7 protein-coding genes are annotated in these 20,235 nt (G+C 64.8%); 2 read left to right on the top strand and 5 right to left on the bottom strand.

Features of this window, described 5'->3' with window-relative positions:
• Position 1 precedes the first annotated feature (1 nt).
• Together J4E53_RS03055 and J4E53_RS03050 are read left to right on the top strand one after the other, a co-directional pair.
• A complete protein-coding gene (locus tag J4E53_RS03055; RefSeq protein WP_259333210.1) occupies positions 2–11,458 on the top strand; it encodes a non-ribosomal peptide synthetase in 11,457 nt (3,818 codons plus the stop codon).
• Positions 11,448–12,797, top strand: coding sequence for an MFS transporter (locus tag J4E53_RS03050; protein WP_103307824.1), 1,350 nt, complete (start codon positions 11,448–11,450; stop codon positions 12,795–12,797). Before J4E53_RS03055 ends, J4E53_RS03050 begins: the two co-directional genes overlap by 11 nt.
• Positions 12,798–12,886: 89 nt before the next feature.
• On the opposite strand, the gene J4E53_RS03045 is transcribed toward J4E53_RS03050, so the two are convergent.
• The 5 genes from J4E53_RS03045 to J4E53_RS03025 form a co-directional block, all read right to left on the bottom strand.
• Entirely contained in the window at positions 12,887–13,465 is a 579-nt protein-coding gene (locus J4E53_RS03045) for an NADPH-dependent FMN reductase (protein ID WP_103307825.1), read from the bottom strand.
• Positions 13,466–15,868 carry an RND family transporter gene (locus tag J4E53_RS03040; RefSeq protein WP_060742947.1) on the bottom strand — a complete coding sequence of 801 codons (2,403 nt, stop codon included), beginning with the start codon at positions 15,866–15,868 and terminating at the stop codon, positions 13,466–13,468.
• Positions 15,865–16,959, bottom strand: a complete 1,095-nt coding sequence (locus tag J4E53_RS03035; RefSeq protein ID WP_060742948.1) for a YCF48-related protein — start codon at positions 16,957–16,959, stop codon at positions 15,865–15,867. Before J4E53_RS03035 ends, J4E53_RS03040 begins: the two co-directional genes overlap by 4 nt.
• 87 nt (positions 16,960–17,046) lie before the next feature.
• Complete coding sequence (locus tag J4E53_RS03030; protein WP_103307826.1) at positions 17,047–18,399, bottom strand: DUF1329 domain-containing protein; 1,353 nt, start codon at positions 18,397–18,399, stop codon at positions 17,047–17,049.
• Positions 18,400–18,423: 24 nt separating this feature from the next.
• On the bottom strand, positions 18,424–20,076 hold the full coding sequence (locus J4E53_RS03025) for a DUF1302 domain-containing protein (RefSeq protein ID WP_103307827.1): 1,653 nt from the start codon (positions 20,074–20,076) through the stop codon (positions 18,424–18,426).
• Positions 20,077–20,235 lie beyond the last annotated feature (159 nt).

Genomic DNA, 20,235 nt, shown 5'->3' with positions numbered 1-20,235 from the left:
ACTGTGGGCCGAGGTCCTCGGGGTGCCGCGGGTCGGTCGGCAGGACAACTTCTTCGCCCTCGGCGGGCATTCGTTACTGGCGGTGCAACTGGTAGAACAGCTGCGGGTACAGGGCTGGCCGCTGGATGTACGCACGCTGTTCAGCGCCCCCAGTGTCGCCGCGCTCGCCGACTGCCTGGCACAGCGCTCGACGGTCCCGAGTCTTGAGCTGGCATCGCTGCAGGCGACGATACCTGCCGGCTGCAGCCGTATCGTCCCTGAGCTGCTGCCCCTGGTGGAGCTGACCCAGGCGCAGATCGACGCCATTGTTGCCCAGGTCGAAGGTGGCGCCGCCAACGTGCAGGACATCTACCCCCTGGCGCCTTTGCAAGAAGGCTTGTTCTTCCACTACTTGCTGCAGGAGGAAGGCGACACCTACCTGTTGCATACCACCCTGGCCTTCGACGACGAAGCCGGCTTGGACGGTTTTTGCCAGGCGCTGCAACAGGTCATCGCCCGCCACGACATCCTGCGTACCGCCCTGGCCTGGGAAGGTCTGGAACAGCCAGTGCAGGTAGTCTGGCGTGACGCGCCACTGCCCATCGAGATGCTGCCTATCACCGAGGCCGACGCCCTCGCCCAACTGCAGGCGCACACCAATCCACGGCAGCGCCGCCTGGATATCCGCCAGGCGCCCCTGCTACGGGTCGTCAAAGCCTTCGACGCCGCCGGGCAACGCTGGCTGCTGCAAGTGCTGCACCATCACCTGGTGCTGGACCACACCACCTTGGAGCGGATGGTCGAGGAAATCGTGCTGATCCAGCAGGGTCGCGCCGCGCAACTGCGCGAGCCGGTGCCGTTCCGGGCCTTTGTTGCCCACGCCCGGCACGGCCAGGACAGCGCCCGCCAACAACGGTTTTTCGAAGCCATGCTGGCGGACGTCAGCGAACCCACCGCGCCCTTCGGCCTGCTGGACGTGCAAAATACCGGTACCCTGGACGAAGCCCGGGGCGTCCTCGACCCGACGCTGGCGCTGGCCCTGCGGCAAACGGCACGCCACCACCAAGTGAGCGTCGCCAGCCTGTTCCACCTGGCCATGGCGTTGGTATTGGGCAAGGCCACGGGCCGCGCCGACGTGGTGTTCGGCACCGTGTTGCTGGGTCGTCTGCAGGGGATCGAGGGGGCGGACCAGGCCTTGGGAGTGTTCATCAACACCCTGCCGCTGCGCATCGGCTTCGCGCAGACCTCGGTAATCGACAGCCTGCAGCGCACCCATCAGGCACTGCTGGACCTGCTTGAGCATGAGCACGCGCCGCTGACGCTGGCCCAGCGCTGCAGTGGCGTGCCGGCGGGGACGCCGCTGTTTTGCGCGTTGCTGAATTTTCGCTACAGCCTGGAGGACACGCCTCACCAGAGCGTCACCGGCATGCAGGTGCTGGGCACCGCCGAGCGCACGAACTACCCCTTCACCTTCTCGGTGGACGACCTCGGCCAGGGCTTTGGCATCACCGCGCAGATTGCCGGCTCGGTGGGTGCGCAACGGGCCTTGGAGTTTCTGGAGCAAGCCCTCGCCAGCCTGGTGCTAGCCCTGGGCAGTAGCCCGCATCGTCTGGCCCGGACCCTGGATGTGCTGCCGCCAGCGGAACTCGCGCAGCTGGGCCGGTTCAACGCCACGGCGCGTCCCCAGCCCCAGCGTGCCCTGCTCCACGAGCGCTTCGAGGCCCAGGCCCGGCAGACCCCGCAGGCCCTGGCAGTGCATTGCAAGGGCCGCCGGCTCAGCTACGCAGAGCTCGACCGCCAGGCCAATCACCTGGCGCGGCGCCTGCAAGCGCTGGGCGTCGGACCTGACGCGCGGGTCGGCATCCATCTGCGCCGCAGTCCGGAACTGATCGTCGCCCTGCTCGCCGTCCTCAAGGCCGGCGGTGCCTACGTGCCGCTGGACCCGGCCTATCCGGCGCAGCGCCTGGCCTACATGCTCGACGACAGCGCCCCGCTGGCGGTGCTGACCCTGGCCGACGCGCCGCTGGAACTGACGCTGGCCGACGATTGCCACCGCGTGAACGTCGATGAAGTGCTGCGCGACAGCAAAACCGCGACCAGCGACACGCCGCTGGCCCTGGGGCTGGAAAGCCAGCATCTGGCCTACATGATCTACACCTCCGGCTCCACCGGACAACCCAAGGGGGTGATGATCGAACACCGCAACGCGCGCAATTTCCTCGACTGGGCCCTGGGCAGTTTCACCCCGCAAGTGCTGAGCCAGAGCCTGTTCAGCACCTCGATCAACTTCGATCTGTCGGTATTCGAATGCTTCGCGCCGCTGTCCTGCGGTGGCAGCCTGGAGCTGGTGGACGATGCCCTCGCCCTGCTCGACCAGCGTCCGGAGCTGAGCCTGCTCAATACGGTGCCCTCGGCCCTCGATGCGCTGTTGCGCGCAGAAGCCCTGGGGGACTCGTTGGAAAGCGTCAACCTGGCTGGCGAGGCGCTGCCCCGGATCCTGGTGCAGCGCCTGTTCGAGCAGAGCCGCGTGCATCAGGTCAACAACCTCTATGGCCCGACCGAGACCACGGTCTACTCGACCTGGGCTGCGATGGACCGCGAAGTGGGCTTCGTCCCGCACATCGGCCGGCCCATCGACAACACCCAGGTGCATGTCCTCGATGACGCCATGCAGCGGTTACCCGTAGGCGTTCCGGGGGAGCTGTACATCGGCGGTGCAGGCGTTGGACGCGGCTACCACCGGCGAGCCGACCTGACCCGTGAACGCTTCCTCGCCGACCCCTTCAGCGACCAGCCCGGGGCGCGGCTGTACCGCACCGGCGACTTGGGTTTCTGGGACGTCCACGGCCAGCTCCACTACCTGGGGCGCAATGACTTCCAGGTCAAAATCCGTGGCTTCCGCATCGAACTGGGGGAGATCGAAAGCGCCCTGTTGGCCCTGCCGCAAGTGGCCGCGGCGACAGTCCTGGCAGTCCCGCGCAATGGCCGCGAGCCGGCGCTGGTGGCTTACGCCGTGGCCAGTCCTGGCCACGGGCCGTTGGCGCCGGCGGCCCTGCGCGACGCCCTGGCGAACCGGCTGCCGGGCTATATGGTACCGGCGGTCATCATGCCGCTGGACACCCTGCCGCTGACACCCAACGGCAAACTCGACCGCGGCGCCCTGCCACTGCCCGGCGAGGAGGCCTGGAGCAGTCAGGCCTACGAAGCTCCGCGGGGTGAGCAGGAAACCCTCATGGCCGCCATCTGGCGTGACCTGCTGGGGGTCGCCCGGGTCGGCCGGCACGACAATTTCTTCGAATTGGGCGGCCATTCACTGCTGGCGGTGCAATGGGTCTCGCGGGTGCGCCAGCGCCTGGGCCTGGAATTGCCCCTGGCGACCCTGTACGCGAACCCGACCGTTGCAGCCCTGGCCCCGTTGATGGCGGGCGCGGCGCGCTCTGCCCTGACGGCGATCCCGGTACTGCCGGACACTGCCGAACGGCCGCTGTCGTTCGCCCAACAGCGGCTGTGGTTCATCAGCCGCCTGGACGCCCAGGCGAGCGCCGCCTACCACATCAGCGGCGCCCTGGCCCTGGATGGCGAACTCGACGAAGCCGCCCTGGACCAGGCCCTGACCCGGATCGTCGAGCGCCATGGGGTGCTGCGCACCCGGTTCGTTGAACAGGACGGCGAAGTCCGGCAGGTCATCGAGCCAGAACCACGCTGGGGATCCTCGCGCCTGACCCTGGAAGCCAACGACGACGCCGGCCTGCGGGCGGCCCTGGCCACCGAAGCGGCGCAACCGTTCAACCTGAGCGAAGGGCCCTTGCTGCGGGCTCTGCTGGTGCGACAGCAGGACCAGCGCCATGTGCTGCACCTGACACTGCACCACATCATCGCCGACGGCTGGTCCATCGGCGTGCTGGTAGACGAACTGTCGGCCCTCTATAAGGCCTTTCGCCGGGGCACGCCGGACCCGCTGCCGGCCCTGGCGATCCAGTACGCCGACTATGCCGCCTGGCAACGCCAGTGGCTGGCCGACGAGCGCGGTGCCGAACAGTTGGCCTACTGGCTCGCGCACCTGCGCGACGCACCAGCACGCATCGACCTGCCCAGCGACCGGCCGCGGCCGCCGCGCCAGGACTTCAGTGGCGCGCGCCTGGCGGTCGCCCTCGATCAATCCACCAGCGCCGCGCTCAAGGAACTGGGCCGGCGCCACGGCACTTCGCTGTACATGACCCTGCTGGCTGCCTGGGCCGTGGTGGTCGGGCGCCTGGCCGGCCAGGAGCAGGTGGTGATCGGGACACCCGTGGCCAACCGCACCCGCGCTGAAGTCGAGCCTCTGATCGGCTTTTTCGTCAACACCCAGGCGCTGTGCGTCGACCTGGGCGGGGAACCGGATGTCGGCCAATTGCTGGCCCAGGTCCGCGAGCACGCCTTGGGGGCCCAGGCGCACCAGGACGTGCCGTTCGAGCACGTGGTGGAAGCGCTCAATCCGCCGCGCACCTTGGCCCACAGTCCAGTGTTCCAACTCATGTTCGCCTGGCAGAACGCGCCGCGCGGAGCCTTGGACCTCGATGGCCTGAGCCTGACCAGTGTCGCCGGTGAGCAGATCACCGCACCGTTCGACCTGTCCCTGGAGCTGTACGAAGCCGATGGACGCATCATCGGAGGACTGAACTACGCCACCGCATTGTTCGATCCCGCCAGTGTGCAACGGCATTGGGACTACCTGGCCAATGTGCTGCGCCAACTCTGCCTGGACGACCGCCAGCCGGTGGCGCGGCTGTCGCTGGTGGACGACCGGGAACGCGAGCGCCTGTGGCACCAGCTCAATCCGGTCCCGACGCCGTTCCCCGAAGCAGGCTGGGTGCATCGGCCGTTCGAACGGCAAGCACGGCAGCAGCCCGAGGCCCTTGCCGTGGAGCTGCATGGACGCGGTTTGAGCTACGGCGAACTCGATCGCCAGGCCAACCACCTCGCCGCGCAGTTGTTGGAACTGGGCGCAGGCCCGGGCCAACGGATCGCCATCCACCTGCCCCGCAGCCTGGAAATGATTTTGGCCCTGTTGGCCACGCTCAAGACCGGCGCGGCCTATGTGCCCCTGGATCCCAGCCAGCCCATCGCCCGCCGGCAGGCTATCGTCGACGATTGCCAACCCTGCCTGCTGCTCTGGGATGCCCAGCGCGTCGAAGCCCTGAGGCTCGGCGAGCGCTGCCCGGCGCTGTCGGTTCGCCTGGCGGCCACCGTGGGTCCGGCGTCCGTCCTGCCGGAACTGGCGCCGCCGCGGCCAGATGACCTAGCCTACGTCATGTACACCTCCGGCTCCACCGGAACGCCCAAGGGCGTTGCCATGGGCCACCTGGCCTTGAGCAACCTGTTGGCCTGGCAGGCCGCCCAGGCGCTGCCCGGTCCGGCGCGGACCCTGCAATTCGCCGCGCTGGGCTTCGACGTGGCGTTCCAGGAAATCTTCTCCACCTTGGGCACCGGGGGCACCCTGGTGCTGCTGGACGAGCACCAGCGCCTGGACCTCGCCGGCCTGCCCCAATGGCTGGCGCAGGCGCGGATCGAGCGGCTGTTCCTGCCCTACATCGCCCTGGCGACCCTGGCCGACGGTTGGGCCGAGGCGCCACTGGCGTTGCCGATGCTGCGGGACGTGATCGTCGCCGGCGAAGCGCTGCGCATCAACGGCGCCCTGCGCGCGCTGTTCAAAGCTCATCCCCAGGCCCGTCTGCACAACCACTATGGCCCCACCGAAACCCACGTGGTTTGCACCCACACCCTGTCCGGTGATCCTGCGCTCTGGCCGGACCTGCCGGTGATCGGCCGGCCGATCGCCAATACCCAGGTGTGCCTGTTGGACGGCAGCGGCCAATGGGTACCCCAGGGCGCGGCCGGCGAACTGCATGTCGCCGGCGTGGCCCTGGCCCAGGGTTACCTGAACCGGGCGCAGCTGAGCGCCGAGCGCTTCATCGAGCACCCTTTCGACACCACCCCCGGCGCGCGCCTGTACAAGACCGGCGACCTCGCAAGCTGGACCGCCGAGGGCACCCTGCAGTACCTGGGGCGCAACGATTCCCAGGTCAAGATCCGCGGTTACCGGGTCGAACTGGCCGAAGTGGAAAGTCGCCTCGATCAGTTGCCCGGCCTGCGCGAATCGGTGGTGATTGTTCTGCCGGGCGACAACGGTCAGGCGCGGTTGGTGGCCTATTACAGCGCCAGCGAGACTCTCTCGCCGCTGACGCTGCGCAGCCAACTGAGCGAGCGCCTGCCCGAGTACATGCTGCCCAGTGCCTTCGTCCAAGTGCCGGCACTGCCGATCACTGCCAACGGCAAGGTCGACCGTCAGCGCTTGCCGGCGCCTCCCGCCGATGCGTTCGCCCAGAGTCAATACAGCGCGCCCCAGGGCGAGTTGGAAATCACCCTGGCAGCGATCTGGAGCGAATTGCTCGGGGTCGAGGCAGTGGGTCGTGACGATGACTTTTTCGCCCTGGGTGGGCACTCGTTGCTGGCGTTGCGCTTGCTGGCCAAGGTGCGCCATCGACTGGACCTGGAAATGCCGCTCTCGGCGGTCTTCGCCCAGCCGCGCCTGCACGCGCTCGCCGCCGCCCTGGGCAACGCCGGGCGCAGCCGCCTGGGGCCGCTGCTGGCCAGTGACCGTAGTCAGCCGCTGCCGCTGTCGTTCGCTCAGCAGAACCTCTGGCTGATCCAGCAGCTCAATCCGGATTCCACCGCAGCCTTCAACATGCCCGCGGGCCTGCGTTTGCGCGGGCACTTGGATATCGGCGCGCTGCGCAGGTCGCTGGACCGCATCGTCGCGCGGCATGAAAGCCTGCGTACCCGCTTCGTCAGTGTGGCGGGACAGGCGCGCCAAGTGATCGATTTGCCCCGAGCGCTGGCCCTGACGACCCTGGACCTGAGCGCCTCCGGCGCGACGGACTGGCAATCGATCTGCGCCGAGGAAGCCGCTCGGCCGTTCGACCTCACGCGCCAATGGCCGATCCGCGCAAGCTTGCTGCGGCTGGACCACGACGACCACGTCGTCCTCGTCACGCTGCACCACCTGGTCTCGGACGGCTGGTCCATGGGCATCCTCACCGACGAGTTCTCCCGCCTGTATCAAGCGTTCAGCCAGGGGCGGGTCGATCCACTGCCGGCCCTGGACCGCCAATACGGTGATTACAGCCTCTGGCAGCGCCAATGGTTGCAAGGCGACGAACTGCAACGCCAGCGCGCCTACTGGACCCGCCACCTGCAGGACGCACCGACCTGCGTCGTCCTGCCCACCGACCGGCCGCGGCCGGCGCGCCTGGACTACGCCGGCGCCAGCCTGCCGGTGCGCATCGACGCTGAGCTGACCCACGGCCTCAAGGCCCTCGGCCAGCGCCACGGCACCACGCTCTACATGACCGTGCTGACGGCCTGGGCGGTGGTGATCAGCCGGTTCTCCGGCCAGGACCGGGTGGTCATCGGCTCGCCGGTGGCCAACCGCAACCGGGTCGAGTTGGAGCCGCTGATCGGCTTCTTCGTGAACTTCCAGGCGCTGTGCATCGAAGTGGACGACGCCCCGACGGTGGACACCCTGCTGGCCCGGGTCAGGAACCTGGCGCTGACCGCCCAGGAACACCAGGACCTGCCGTTCGAACAGGTCATCGAGGCACTCAATCCGCCACGTTCCCAAGCCTACAACGCCGTGTTCCAACTGATGCTGGCCTGGCAGAACGCCCCGGCGGGCGAACTGGACCTGGGCAACGGCTTGCATCTGGAAAGCGTCGGTGCGCCGGTGACCACGGCCAAGTTCGATCTGGCGCTGGATGTGCACGAGGTGGACGGCGTGATCGAAGGCGGCCTCAACTACGCCACCGCGCTGTTTGACGCCGACACCGTAGCCCGCCACTGGCAGGCGCTGCTCTCGGTGCTACGGGCGATGGTCGCGGACGACCGTCAATCGGTCGCCGACATCGACCTGCTCAGCCAAACCGAACGCGAGCAACTGCTCCATGGCTTCAACCCCGCCGTGGCGTTCCCCACGACCAATGGCGAGCGTCTGCACCAGCGCTTCGAGGCCCAGGCAGTCCGCCGTCCGGACGCCGTTGCGGTGGAGTACGGTGAACAATGGCTCAGTTATCGAGCGCTCAACGAGCGCGCCAATCGCCTGGCCCATCGCTTGCGTGGGCTGGGGGTCGGCGCGGACAGCCGCGTGGCAATCCATGTCGAGCGCAGCCTCGACATGCCCATGGCCATTCTCGCGACCCTCAAGGCCGGCGGCGCTTATGTGCCGCTGGATCCGGTCTACCCGGCCCAGCGCCTGAACTTCATGCTGGACGACAGCCAGCCGCGGGTGCTGTTGACCCTGGCTGATCTGCCGGTTGAACTGCACGTACCGGCCGGCTGCGAAGTCCTTTCCCTGGACCCGGATCGCGGCGGCTGGCGCGACCTGCCCAGCAGCGATCCGGCAGCCGATCCGCACGCCAGCGACCGCGACCTGGCCTACATCATCTATACCTCCGGCTCGACCGGCATGCCTAAGGGCGTGATGATCGAGCACCGCTCGGTGGTGCGGCTGTTCAGCGCCACCGATGCCTGGTTCGGCTTCGATGAGAGAGACGTCTGGACGCTGTTCCACTCCTACGCCTTCGACTTCTCGGTCTGGGAGCTCTGGGGCGCGCTGCTGCATGGCGGCCGGCTGGTGGTGGTGCCTTACCTGACCTCGCGCAGCCCCGAAGACTTCTACCGGCTGCTGGTGGAAACCGGCGTCACCGTACTCAACCAGACGCCCAGCGCCTTCTACGCCTGGATGAAGCAGACCCGCGCCGAACCCCATCGCCTGCGCTGCATCATCTTCGGCGGCGAGGCCCTCGATGGCGCGGCGCTACGGCCTTGGTTCGAGCGCCCGGACAGCCAGGGCACGCAATTGGTGAACATGTACGGCATCACCGAGACTACGGTGCATGTGACCTACCAGCCCATCGATGCCGCCCACTGCCACGCCGGGCTGGCCCCCATCGGCCGGCCGATCCCCGACCTGCGGGTCTATCTGCTCGATGAGCGGGGCGAACTGGTGCCCCGCGGCGTGGTGGGCGAACTCCACGTCGCCGGGCCGGGCCTGGCCCGCGGCTATCTCAACCGTCCAGCGCTGGACGCCGAGCGATTCCTGCCGGCGCGTTTTGCCGGTGGCGAGGGCGAACATCTCTACAGAACCGGCGATTTGGCGCGTTGGAGCAGCGACGGCACCCTGTACTACCTGGGACGCAACGACCAGCAGGTCAAGGTGCGCGGCTTCCGCATCGAGTTGGGGGAGATCGAAGCACGCCTCACGGCGCTGGACGACGTGCGTTCGGCACGGGTCCTGGCACGCCAGGACGAACCCGGTGATCCGCGGCTGGTCGCCTATCTGCTCGCCGAACCGGGCCGCCAGTTGGAGCCTGCGTCGCTGCGGCTGGCATTGGCCGAACAGTTGCCAGCGCACATGGTGCCCGGCGCCTATGTGCAACTGGAACGATGGCCGTTGACCGCCAATGGCAAGGTCGACCGCGGCGCCTTGCCCGCGCCTGACCGGCAAGCCCTGCAACAGCGTCCCTACGCTGTGCCCCAAGGCGCCACGGAAAACCTGCTGGCACAACTCTGGGCACAATTGCTGAGGGTCGAGCAGGTGGGTCGCGAGGACAATTTCTTTGCCCTCGGCGGGCATTCGCTGCTGCTGGTGCAAATGCTCGACGCCCTGCGCGAACAAGGCCTGGGCGTGTCCGTGGGCGACTTGTTCAACGCCGCGGACCTGGCGGCACTGGCTCGTGAAGTGCGGCCTCTGGATGCCCAGGCCGTCGACCAGCAGGCGCTACTGTGCATCCGCGCCGGCACGGACCAACGGGCCCCGCTGTTCTTCATCCACGAAGGCACCGGCGAGGCGCTGCCCTACGCTCGCCTGGCCCGCTACCTGGACCCGGCGCTGGGGATATACGCGGTGCAAGCCGCCGCCGAACTGGAGCAAGGCATCTGCAACGAGACCCTCGCCAGCCGTTACATCGCGCTGCTGCGCAAGGTCCAACCCCAGGGCCCATACCGGCTCGCCGGCTGGTCGGCGGGCGGCCTGCTGGCCTATGAAATGGCACGCCAACTGCGAGGCGAGGATTGTCCGGTGGCGTTCGTTGGCCTGATCGACAGCAGCCAGCCGGGCGCACTGCGCGCCGCGGCGGTGACCCTGGACTTGGACGATGACGCACTGCGCCAGCAACTGCTCGCTTATCTGACGCAGCACTGGCGCAATGGGGCCGGCCAGGAGCCGGGGGACGCCTGGCACGCAGGCCTCGACCTTGATGCGCTGATCACCACGGCCCAGGAACATGGCTGGCTGCCCGGCGGCTTTGACCGCCAGGCACTGGACCGTCGCGCCCGCCTCAACCTGACCCTGCGCAACGCCATGGTCCGCTACAGGCCGGCGCCCCTGGGCCTGCCGGTGCACTTGTTCAGCGCGACTTCGCCTGTGCCGGGATTGTCCAGCCCGAACGGGCTTGGGGCCGATTGGCAGGCTCTGCTGGGCAACGATCTGGTGGAGCAACGCATCGAGGGTGATCACTGGTCGATCATGCGTGACCCCGAGCCGCTGCGACACCTGGCCCAAGCGCTGGAGCAGGCCTTGAGCCAGGCCGGACGGGATGTCGACGAACCGCGCGGCGGCCGTATCGGCTTTGTCTTGCAGACCGGCGCGGCGCAGGCGCCTTGCCTGTTCATGATCCCCGGTGCCGGGGCCAACGTCGCCAGTTTCGTGCCGCTGATCCAGCAGTTGGATGGGCGCTTGAACGTGATCGGCCTGCAAGCCCGCGGCTCCGATGGGCGCTGCGAGCCCCACGGGACGGTGCAGGCGGCCGCTAGCGCCTATGTGAAGGAGATCCGCAGACAGCAGCCGGATGGCCCGTATTACCTGCTCGGCCATTCGTTCGGCGGCTGGCTGGCGTTCGAAGTGGCCCGTCAGCTGCTAGCCGAGGGCGCGTTGGTGGCGCCGGTGTTGCTGCTCGACAGCCGCGCGCCCGGCCCGCGTCTGGCCAGCGACGCGCGCCACGCCCTGGCCCGTTACGTCGGCTTGCTGGAGATGGATGCCGGGCGCGACCTGGGCCTGGACATCGACCGCCTCGCCAGCCTCGAAGTCGACGAGCAATGCGCTCAACTGCTGGCGAGCATGCAAGCGGTCGGGCTGATGCCGGCGCAGGCCCGAGCCGAGGCGTTGCAAGGGCCACTGCGGGTGTTCCAGGCCAACCTGGCGACGCAGTACCAGCCAACACCGCCCTACCCGGGGCCCGTGGTACTGGTCGAGGCTGGCCAGCACAGCGCCGAACCGGACGACCCGGCGCGACGCTGGGAGGCGTTCGCGCCTAACTGCAGGCGGCACGTTCTCGAGGATTGCAATCATTTGTCGATTCTTAAGTCTCGCGCGGCGCCGGCCCTCGCCGGTTTGCTGCGCCACCATTGGCCCGTGATCGAGGCACTGCCAAACCATGGCGATTGAACCTTCGCTACGCCCCTGGCTGTGGGCCTGGGGCGCCCAGGTCGCGTCCACCCTGGGCTCGGCCCTGGCGGCATTCAGCCTGGGGATCTGGTTGCTGCAGCAACACGGCAGCGTCACCGACTACGCCTGGGTCATCGCCCTGTCAGCCTTGCCCGGACTGCTGCTGGCGCCGCTGGCCGGCTGGCTGGTGGACCGCTGTGAAGCGCGTGCCCTGCTGTTGGGCGTGGAAGCCTGTAGCGGCGCGGCGGCGCTGGCGCTCTGGTGGCTGTTCGAATCCAACGCCCTGGACCGCTGGCAGGTGTACGCTTTCGCCGCGGTGAACTCCAGCACTTTGGTGGTGCGCATGCTGGAGTGTCAGGCGGCCATCCCGCGACTTCTGCGCAGCCCCCAGGCGATCGGCCGGGCCAATGGCCTGATGCAGTTGATGGTGGGCTTGCCACAGCTGATCGCCCCCACCCTGGCGGCGCTGCTGTTGGGCAGCGTCGGGGTGGCAGGGGTGCTGTTGCTGGACCTTGGCGCCGTGCTGTTATGCGCCACCGTCCTTGTCTGGATCGGCCTGTTCGTCAGCGCCGTACGCGGCACCGGCCAGGTCCGCGTCGGCGCCGAGGGCGGATCGTCGGTGGTCCTAGCCGTGCTGCGCGGGCGTCCGGCGCTGTGGGCGTTGCTGGCCTACCTCGGGCTGGAGCACTTGATGCTCGGCCTGGCCTCGGCGCTGTTGTCGCCACTGGTGCTGGAACGCCACTCGGTACTGGTGCTGGGCACACTGATGACCTGCGGTGGCCTGGGCATGCTCGGCGGCTCGCTGTGGGTGGTGGCCCGGCCGCCGATGCGGCTGATCCGCACTGTATTGCTGGCCGACCTGCTGCTCGGCGCCGCCGTCCTGACTATCGGCGCCAGCGCTTCGCCGGTGGTGCTGTATGTGGCCGCCTTCGTCGCGTTCGGCTGTTTTTCCCTGAGCACCAGCAGCGACCAAAGCTTCTGGCAACGCAGCCTGCCCGCCGACGCCCTCGGCCGAGTCTTGTCGGCCCGGCAAATGGTTTGCCTGCTGGCAATGCCCATTGGTGCCCTGGGCGCCGGCGCATTGGCCGACGGATGGGCGATCACATGGATGAGTAAAGCCGGAGAGTGGCAGGCCAGACTGGCGCCGCTGTTGGGAACGGGCAAGGTGGGCGGCCTGAGCCTGCTGTTTGCCGCGGCTGGCCTGTTGTACGTGCTGCTGGCCAGCCTAGGGCTGGCCTTCGGCCCCTTGCGGCGCCTGCAGCCGGGCGCGGCACCCACTGCTCAGCCAATCAAAAAGGCAGCGGCCGACATCTCCAGTGGACAGGCTCCAGCTCCTTGATTACCCCCCTGAGCCCTCCCACCGCCACAGCCCCTCGGAGGTCTGGGCACTGACCATCAACCTAATTCCGGACTCGTTTCCAGCGGGCATCAAGAACAACGTGAACGTCCCCTCATAGGCGCGTTAGCGATCTGCGTGATCAACACGCCAACGCCATCCAATAAAAAAGCCCGGGCTGATTCGTCCCGTAGCTGCCCCTGATCTATTTTGCCGGTCACGTTACCGATCACGATCTGCGGATAAACGACCTGCAGCGCCTGGATCGCCCAGAGCGTTTCATTGAGCTGTTGATGCGCGCGCACCCCACCCGTGAACGCCGGCGAGGCAGTGAAACTCAATACCGGGCAGCCCTGCAGTACCGATTTCCCATGAGGACGGGACAACCAGTCCAGCGCATTTTTCAACACGCCGGACATACCATGGTTGTATTCCGGCGAGCCGATCACTAACCCATCGGCCGCCGCCACAGCAGCGCGCAAGGCAATCACGGCCTGTGGTGGATGGGCGCCATCGTCATCCTCGTTATACGGCGGGACATTGTTCAATTCATGGAGCGTCAACTGCACATGTTCAGGCAACCGTTCGGCCACCGTGCGCAGGATCGCCGTATGGGCCGACTCTTGGCGCAAACTGCCGGACAAGCCCAGGAGGTTTATCGTTGCGGTCATTTAAACACTCACGGTCTGTGGCTTGGGCTTGAGGAGAAAATGCGCGAGCGCGGGCACCAGGATCAGCGCCCCCACCATGTTCCAGACGAACATGAAGCCCAGCAAAATGCCCATGTCGGCCTGGAACTTGATCGGCGACAGTACCCAAGTGGTCACGGCCACCCCCAAGGTAATCCCGGTCATCACCACCACCTTGCCGGTGGATAACAGCGCCAGGTAATAGGCATCCGACAGGCTGGAACCATTGCGCAGGTTGGCAAGCGTCACGCTGAGGATGTAGAGCGCGTAATCCACACCGATTCCCACCCCCAAGGCGATCACTGGCAGGGTCGCCACTTTTACACCGATGTTGAGCCCCACCATCAAGGCTTCGCACAGCACGGACGTGAGCATCAACGGCAACACCGTACAGACCACGGCTCGCCAGGACCTGAACGTGATGAAACACAGGGCAATGACCGCTGCGTACACCATGAACAACATCTGCACATTCGAACGTTTCACGACGATGTTGGTGGCCGCCTCGATACCGGCATTACCCGCCGCGTTCAGGAACTGAATCTGATCGCTGTCATGGCTTGCCGCGAACTGTTCGACCGTCTGCACCACGCGGGTGAGCGTATCGGCCTTGTGGTCCGTCAAGTAGACATACACGGTCAGCAGATCGCAGTTCTGGTTGAACAACTCCCGCGGTGCACGAGTGATGATCGCGTTCAATAGCCCCTGGTTACGCGGTATCTCGTACCACGTCATGCTGCCCTCGTTCATCCCGGCCGCGGCCTGTTTGCTCAGTGCCGCCAGGGAGGTGGTGGACACCACGCCCGGCAACTGTTGCAACTGCGCCTCCAGAGCATCCACCGTTACCAACGTCTGGTAATTGGCGCAGACGTACTGCGGGGTCTTGACCATCACCACGTACTTGTCGCTGCTGGCGGAGAAGTTGCTGACCATGAAGCGGTTGTCGGTGTTGTAGCGCGACTCAGGACGCAACTCCGGTGCTCCAGGATTCAAGTCGCCAATCTTGACGTGAAGGCTGATGGCAAAGCCCAGCGCACCCAGAACCACGCCGATGAAGATCGCGCCGCTGGCCCATTTGCGTTCGGTGAAGCGATCCAGGAAAGCCCAGAGCGGATGCCGGGCGTGATGAGCGTCCAGCTTGGAAAACCGGTCGTTGGCCGCTTCCCGTTGCGCCGCCACTTTGCTCACGCCGGTGTATGACAACAGGATCGGCAGCAGGATCAGGTTGGTAAAAATCAGCGTCAGCACACCGACCGTCGCGGTAACGGCCAGGTCCTGGATCACCGGGATCTTGATGATCATCAACACTGCAAAGCCCACGGCGTCCGCCACCAGCGCCATCAACCCGGTTAAAAACAGCCGGCGAAAGGTAAAGCGCGCCGCTACCAGCTTGTCGGCACCGCGTCCGATGTCTTGCATGATGCCGTTCATTTTTTGGGCGCCATGGCTCAAGCCGATGGCAAACACCAGGAACGGAACCAGGATGGAATACGGATCCAGGTCGAACCCCAGTGTCGGCAGCAAACCCAGCAACCAGACCACCGCGATGATCGAGCACAGCAGCACCAGCACCGTGCTACGTACACAACGGGTGTACCAGAACAACACGAGCCCGCAGATCACCAAGGTCGCGGCGAAGAACAGCTGCATCTGCCGCATGCCGTCCATCAAGTCCCCCACGACCTTGGCGAAACCGGTGATGTGAATCTGGATGTTCTGGTTTTCGTACTTGGTCCGAATCTGTTCGAGTCGGTTTGACAGTGCGTTGTAATCCAGTGGGGTACCGTCATCCGAGGCGCTTTCCTGAAGCGGCAGGAGCACGATGCTGGACTTGAAATTGGAGGCCACGAGCCGCCCCACCTCGCCCGACCGTTCGATGTTCTGCTGCACCTGTTCCAGACTGCTGGCCGAACCATCGTAATCGTCCGGGATGACAGGACCGCCATCGAAACCCTCCTCGGTCACGCCGATCCAGCGCGTGGCCGGCGTCCACAAGGACTTCATGTAGGAGCGGTCGACACCGGGGAGCAAAAACACTTCGTCGTTGATCTTCTTGACCGTTTCCAGGTACTCGGCACTGAAAATGCTGCCCTGTCTGGCCTCGATCGCAATCCGCAATGTGTTGCCACCCTCCCCCAACTGACTGCGGTTTTGCAGATAGTTCTGCACATAGGGGTGATCCGTCGGGATCATTTTTTCAAAGGCGGCATTGAGCTTCAGACTCAACGCCTGATAGCCGAGCACCAGGCTGAGCAACACGCAGATGCCCAAGACGATGCTGCGATGATTGAACAACAATCGCTCGACCAGGGTCCCGGAAGCAGGATCAAAGGCAGGTGATGCAAACGCAGGCGAGTGTTCGGCAGAGTGCGTAAAACTGTTCATTGTGGCGACTCCGACGATGCCACTTTTATGGCGGACGACAGCATGCCCCGCGTGCTGCTGATGATCAGGTCACCGTTCGCCGCTTGCGTCATGCCCGTGAAGTAACGAGGTTGAGGTATCTGAAGGACAGCGGCTTGCGTGTCGCCATCGGCAAAACGCAGCACCCGACCCGACTCGTCCGCCAGCAGGACCGATTCATCATCAAGACGCAGGCCGCTGGTCAACGTCACCGGCTGCAAGGTGTCGAGATGCTTCCAAGTCTCGCCGCGATCCCGGGACTCGAAGGCCTTGCCACGCAGTCCGAACGCCAGGATCGAATGATTGGCGGCCGATGCGAGACCGAAGATCGTTCCCTCGAAAGGCGGCGTCAGCGCCTCGAAGGTCTGGCCGGTGTCGCTGGAGCGCAGCAATGTCCCTTGCTCGCCAGCGATGAAGACATCGGCTCCTATCCGCGCGATGCCATAGAGATGTAATCCGTCTGGATTATCGACATGGGCACGAATGGACTGCCAACTGAGCCCGCCATCATGGGTGACGAAAGCCAAGCCATAGGCCCCCACCACCCAACCGTTTTGCGCGTCCAGGAAAAGCAGGTCGAGCAGCGGTTTGTCAGGCCCTTCATCTACCAGTTGCTGAGCCTGGGACAGACGCTCCTGGGCCCGCTCATCGGTGTCACGCCGGGCCTGCTCCAGTTCGATTTCGGCGGCTCGGACACCGTCGAGCTGTTTAGCCCAGGTCGAACCGCCATCCTGGCTGTGCAGCACGGTGCCGGCATGCCCGACTGCCCAGCCCTGGTTGTCATCGATGAAACGCACCTTGACCAGCGTCACGCTGACCGGCGAGCCGACTTGCTGCCAGGTCGCCCCGTTGTCATCCGATACGATGATGAAACCCCGCTCGCCCACGGCCACCAACCGCTGCCCCGCCCGGGCCACACTGAGCATGACCGATTGCGTTGCCATCGCGCTGTGAATCGCCGGTTGCTGGGACAATCCCGTCGTTTGCGCTACGGCGACCGAGCCATAAAACGTCGTCACCATCCACAGGCTGGCAATGAAGGCCTTTATAGGGCCGGAATAGAAAGTAGGCATGTCTGAACCTCGATGATGCCGCTCTCTGGAAGCGATGACCGTGCACCGCTTCCAGAAAACAAACGTATTGATCAACCGTTGCGAGGCTCAGCGAACCGACCCGGATGCCACCGCGGTGCCGGTGAAAAAGTTCTCGGGTTTGCGCGGTATCACGCTGTAGGTTTCCCCGTTCAGACCCTGGACGACGCTGTAGGTCTTGGCCTGCAGGTTGTAGATCACCACAGGTTTGACCACCACCGCTGGGATGGCCGGCACCACGAATGGCAGTACCTGGGAGACACGCCAGAGTTTGCCCTCGGCGTCGTAGCCATCCACCAGCGAGATGGTCCAGCTGTCTTCGTCGATGAAGAATCGGCGCTTGGGTACGGCGTGGCGTTTGCCCGGCGCCACCGTGGCTTCCAGCTCCCAGACACGGTGCAGTTCCCAGCGCACCTTGTCCGCATTGAGGTGGTTGGCGGTAAAGGCATCGTCGCGTTTTTCGGCGTGGAACTTGTTGTTGTTATAAGGGATGTACAGTTCTTTCTTGCCCACCAGTTTCCAGTCGTAGCGATCCGGATGACCGATGAAGCCGTGCACCTCATCAAAATAGTTGGCGCCCGAAGCGACGAAGTCCGGGGTGTCATAACCCACGGTTGGCGCCCGCCGCACACGACGTTGGCCGACCAGATACTGCCAGGCCTCCCGCGGCTGCTGGGCGTTGATGCTGTCATGGGTCACCAGTGATTCCCCGGCCTTGAACGGCGGCTCGCTGGTCAGGAAACGCAGCAGCGCATACTGCCCGGACCATTTATCCGCAGCGCCGTCCTTGTAGTAGTACGGGTATTGCCAGTTCTCCACGCCCCGGCTGGCCAGCGTCCGAGTCCCATCAGCGTTGCCGATGACGTTGGCGTAGCCCATCTGTATGGATTCGGCTTCAACCCGCAGCAGAAAATTCCAGATGACCTCGTTGCCGTTTTTCGGGATCGGGAACGGGATACCGCCGTAACAGCCCTCTACCGACAAACCATTGCTGGTGGTCTTGCAGCCAGTAGCGTTGGCGAAGGTGTTTTGATAGACGTTGTCCGGCGCCGCAGCGCTGCGGTGAGTCGGGTAGACATCAAGGTGAAAGGTGTCCGGGAACTTGGCCAACAGGGCTTTGGTTCCTTCACTCAATTTGTCGGCGTACTGCGCAGCGTTCTTGGCGGTGATCTGCAACAGCGGTTTTTCGCCGGGGAACGGATCGGCAGGCACATCGCCGAACTTGGCCCCGGCGACATCCTTGGTCAAGCCGCCGGTCCAGGCCGGGATGGAGCCATCGGCGTTGCCGGCTTTTTCGGCCCCCATGGGCGTCAGCGTCGTCTTGAGCTTCGCCGCCTCGTCGGGACTGACCGCCGCCAGCGCGGTACCGACAGACAGGGAGATCGACAGAGTGGACAGCAACAGCAGTTTAATTTTTATCATTATCAGGGCCCGCCTGTTCTTTGCTTAAAAGGTTCGCTGGATCGAAAACGCCACGAAATCCCGGTCTTTCATGTTTTGCTGGTAGGTGAAGGAGTTGGCTGAGTTGATAACCGGCCCGGCCTCGCCAAAGAAGTTGGTGTAGCTCAGCGAGGCGTACCACTGCTTCTTGTAATCGGCCTTGAGACCCAGCGTCAGGTCGCCGCCATGTTCCGGTCCAAATGCCTGCGGCGTGACGGAAGAACGCCCGGACGGGTTGTAGCCAAGGGTGATCGGCGCTTGGACGTCGATGCCGGGAAAGACCTGGAAATATTGCGGCTCAAAAGTGAAGCGCATGGCGAATGCATCGCGCGTGGTGTTGGGGTCCAGTTGATCGGCATTTTTGGTGACGCTCAGCCGTCGGTTGAACGCCAGTTCACCCACCAAGGAAGCGCCGTCCCACAGAGCGGATCCTCCATAGACATTGATCATCGATACCTGGGCATGCCACGACCGACCGATGGGGTACGCGGGGTTGGAATCGTTGTCGGCGTCCATGCCAGTGATGATGGTGCCGCCGACGCCTGCCAAGGGCGTATCGAGCCTGATGGAGGTCTCACCGGCGATATTGGCTTCGCCCACCAGCGTGCTGAAACTCGCGCCGAAGACCTTCACGTCCTCGGGATAGACATTGATAAACGAGTCATCGGCCCCCGGCACCAGCGCGGCCGGACGGAAGTAAAACACCGGCGTCTTTTCGTGATATTTCGCGGCGTAGAGACCGAATTCCCAGTCATCCACAGCGAACTTCAACTGTGCGCCGAACTGCCCGGAATCCCTTGCATCCTTGTCCTTGCCATGGCGCAGTTCACCGGTTGGAAAGAACACCCGCTCCCCGCCTTCACCCACAAAGTCCGCGCCGCTGAAGTAGCTACCCGCGGCGGGCAAACGGGTCTTGTTCCATTCGAATTGGTAGTAGGCCCCCACGCTCACGGTGTCGTTCAGTTGCCAGTTGCCGGACACCTGCTTGGTGGGCATCAGGATTTCTTTGAACTGAGAACCGGGGACTGACTGAAGCTTCACCAGGTCCACGGTGGACTGGGCGTTGGCAATGCCGTTGGCGCCAAAGAACAAGCTTTCGCCGTAGATCTGCGTGAACTGCCCGAGCCGCCCGGACAACGAGGTTGTGCCGATCTCCGTCGAGCCGTAGACAAAGGCATCGAGGATTTCAGTGCGTTGACCGTGGATCCGACGAGTGTCGCTGGTGAACTCGTCGTGGTCGACACTCACCGAGTTGGCGGTGCCCGGCGAATCGTTGTCATTGTCCTGGCTGTAGACATTGTCGTACCAGGACGCTGCGCTGAGGCGCGCACCGACGTCTTTGTACTTGATGTCGAACTCGGAAAGAATGTCCAGGCGATTGGAAATGAGCCCGCGGTCGAAATTTCGGTCGCCATCGTCCAGGTTGGAATTGCTGTTGGAGGTCCCCGGGCCCACTGCCACTTTGTGATCGAGCTTGTTCACACGCCAGGCATTGCTGTACTTGATGGTGTTATCCCACGTCGCCGAAAGGTCGGGGTTGCCGGTATCGATCTGGAAGGCTTGCACCTGGGTTGAAAGGCTCAGCAGTACCGTTGCACTGACGGTGCACGCAAGGCTGGAGACCGGCAACGGGCAGAACCGCTGGTTGGCTGTTTTCATGGAGATGTTCCTGTTTTTTGTTTTTGTAAAAGGTCATCCACTCGCAGCCTTGGCCGCGAATACCGCTGGCACTACTTATGCGTAAAAACATCATTGCTGCACTTAAATATATTTTGTGCACAAAAACTATCCCTGCGCAAATTCAAAGTCAAGCGGATA

The organism is Pseudomonas sp. FW305-28, assembly GCF_017351395.1.
Taxonomy (GTDB): Bacteria; Pseudomonadota; Gammaproteobacteria; order Pseudomonadales; family Pseudomonadaceae; genus Aquipseudomonas; species Aquipseudomonas fluorescens_AA.
This window is presented reverse-complemented; position numbering and strand designations above follow the sequence as displayed.

Excerpts from the sequence above, each read along its gene's own strand:
- J4E53_RS03050 (WP_103307824.1), top strand. The coding sequence starts at position 11,448 with ATGGCGATTGAACCTTCGCTACGCCCCTGGCTGTGGGCCTGGGGCGCC.
- J4E53_RS03035 (WP_060742948.1), bottom strand. The coding sequence starts at position 16,959 with ATGCCTACTTTCTATTCCGGCCCTATAAAGGCCTTCATTGCCAGCCTG.
- J4E53_RS03025 (WP_103307827.1), bottom strand. The coding sequence starts at position 20,076 with ATGAAAACAGCCAACCAGCGGTTCTGCCCGTTGCCGGTCTCCAGCCTT.
- J4E53_RS03045 (WP_103307825.1), bottom strand. The coding sequence starts at position 13,465 with ATGACCGCAACGATAAACCTCCTGGGCTTGTCCGGCAGTTTGCGCCAA.
- J4E53_RS03030 (WP_103307826.1), bottom strand. The coding sequence starts at position 18,399 with ATGATAAAAATTAAACTGCTGTTGCTGTCCACTCTGTCGATCTCCCTG.
- J4E53_RS03040 (WP_060742947.1), bottom strand. The coding sequence starts at position 15,868 with ATGAACAGTTTTACGCACTCTGCCGAACACTCGCCTGCGTTTGCATCA.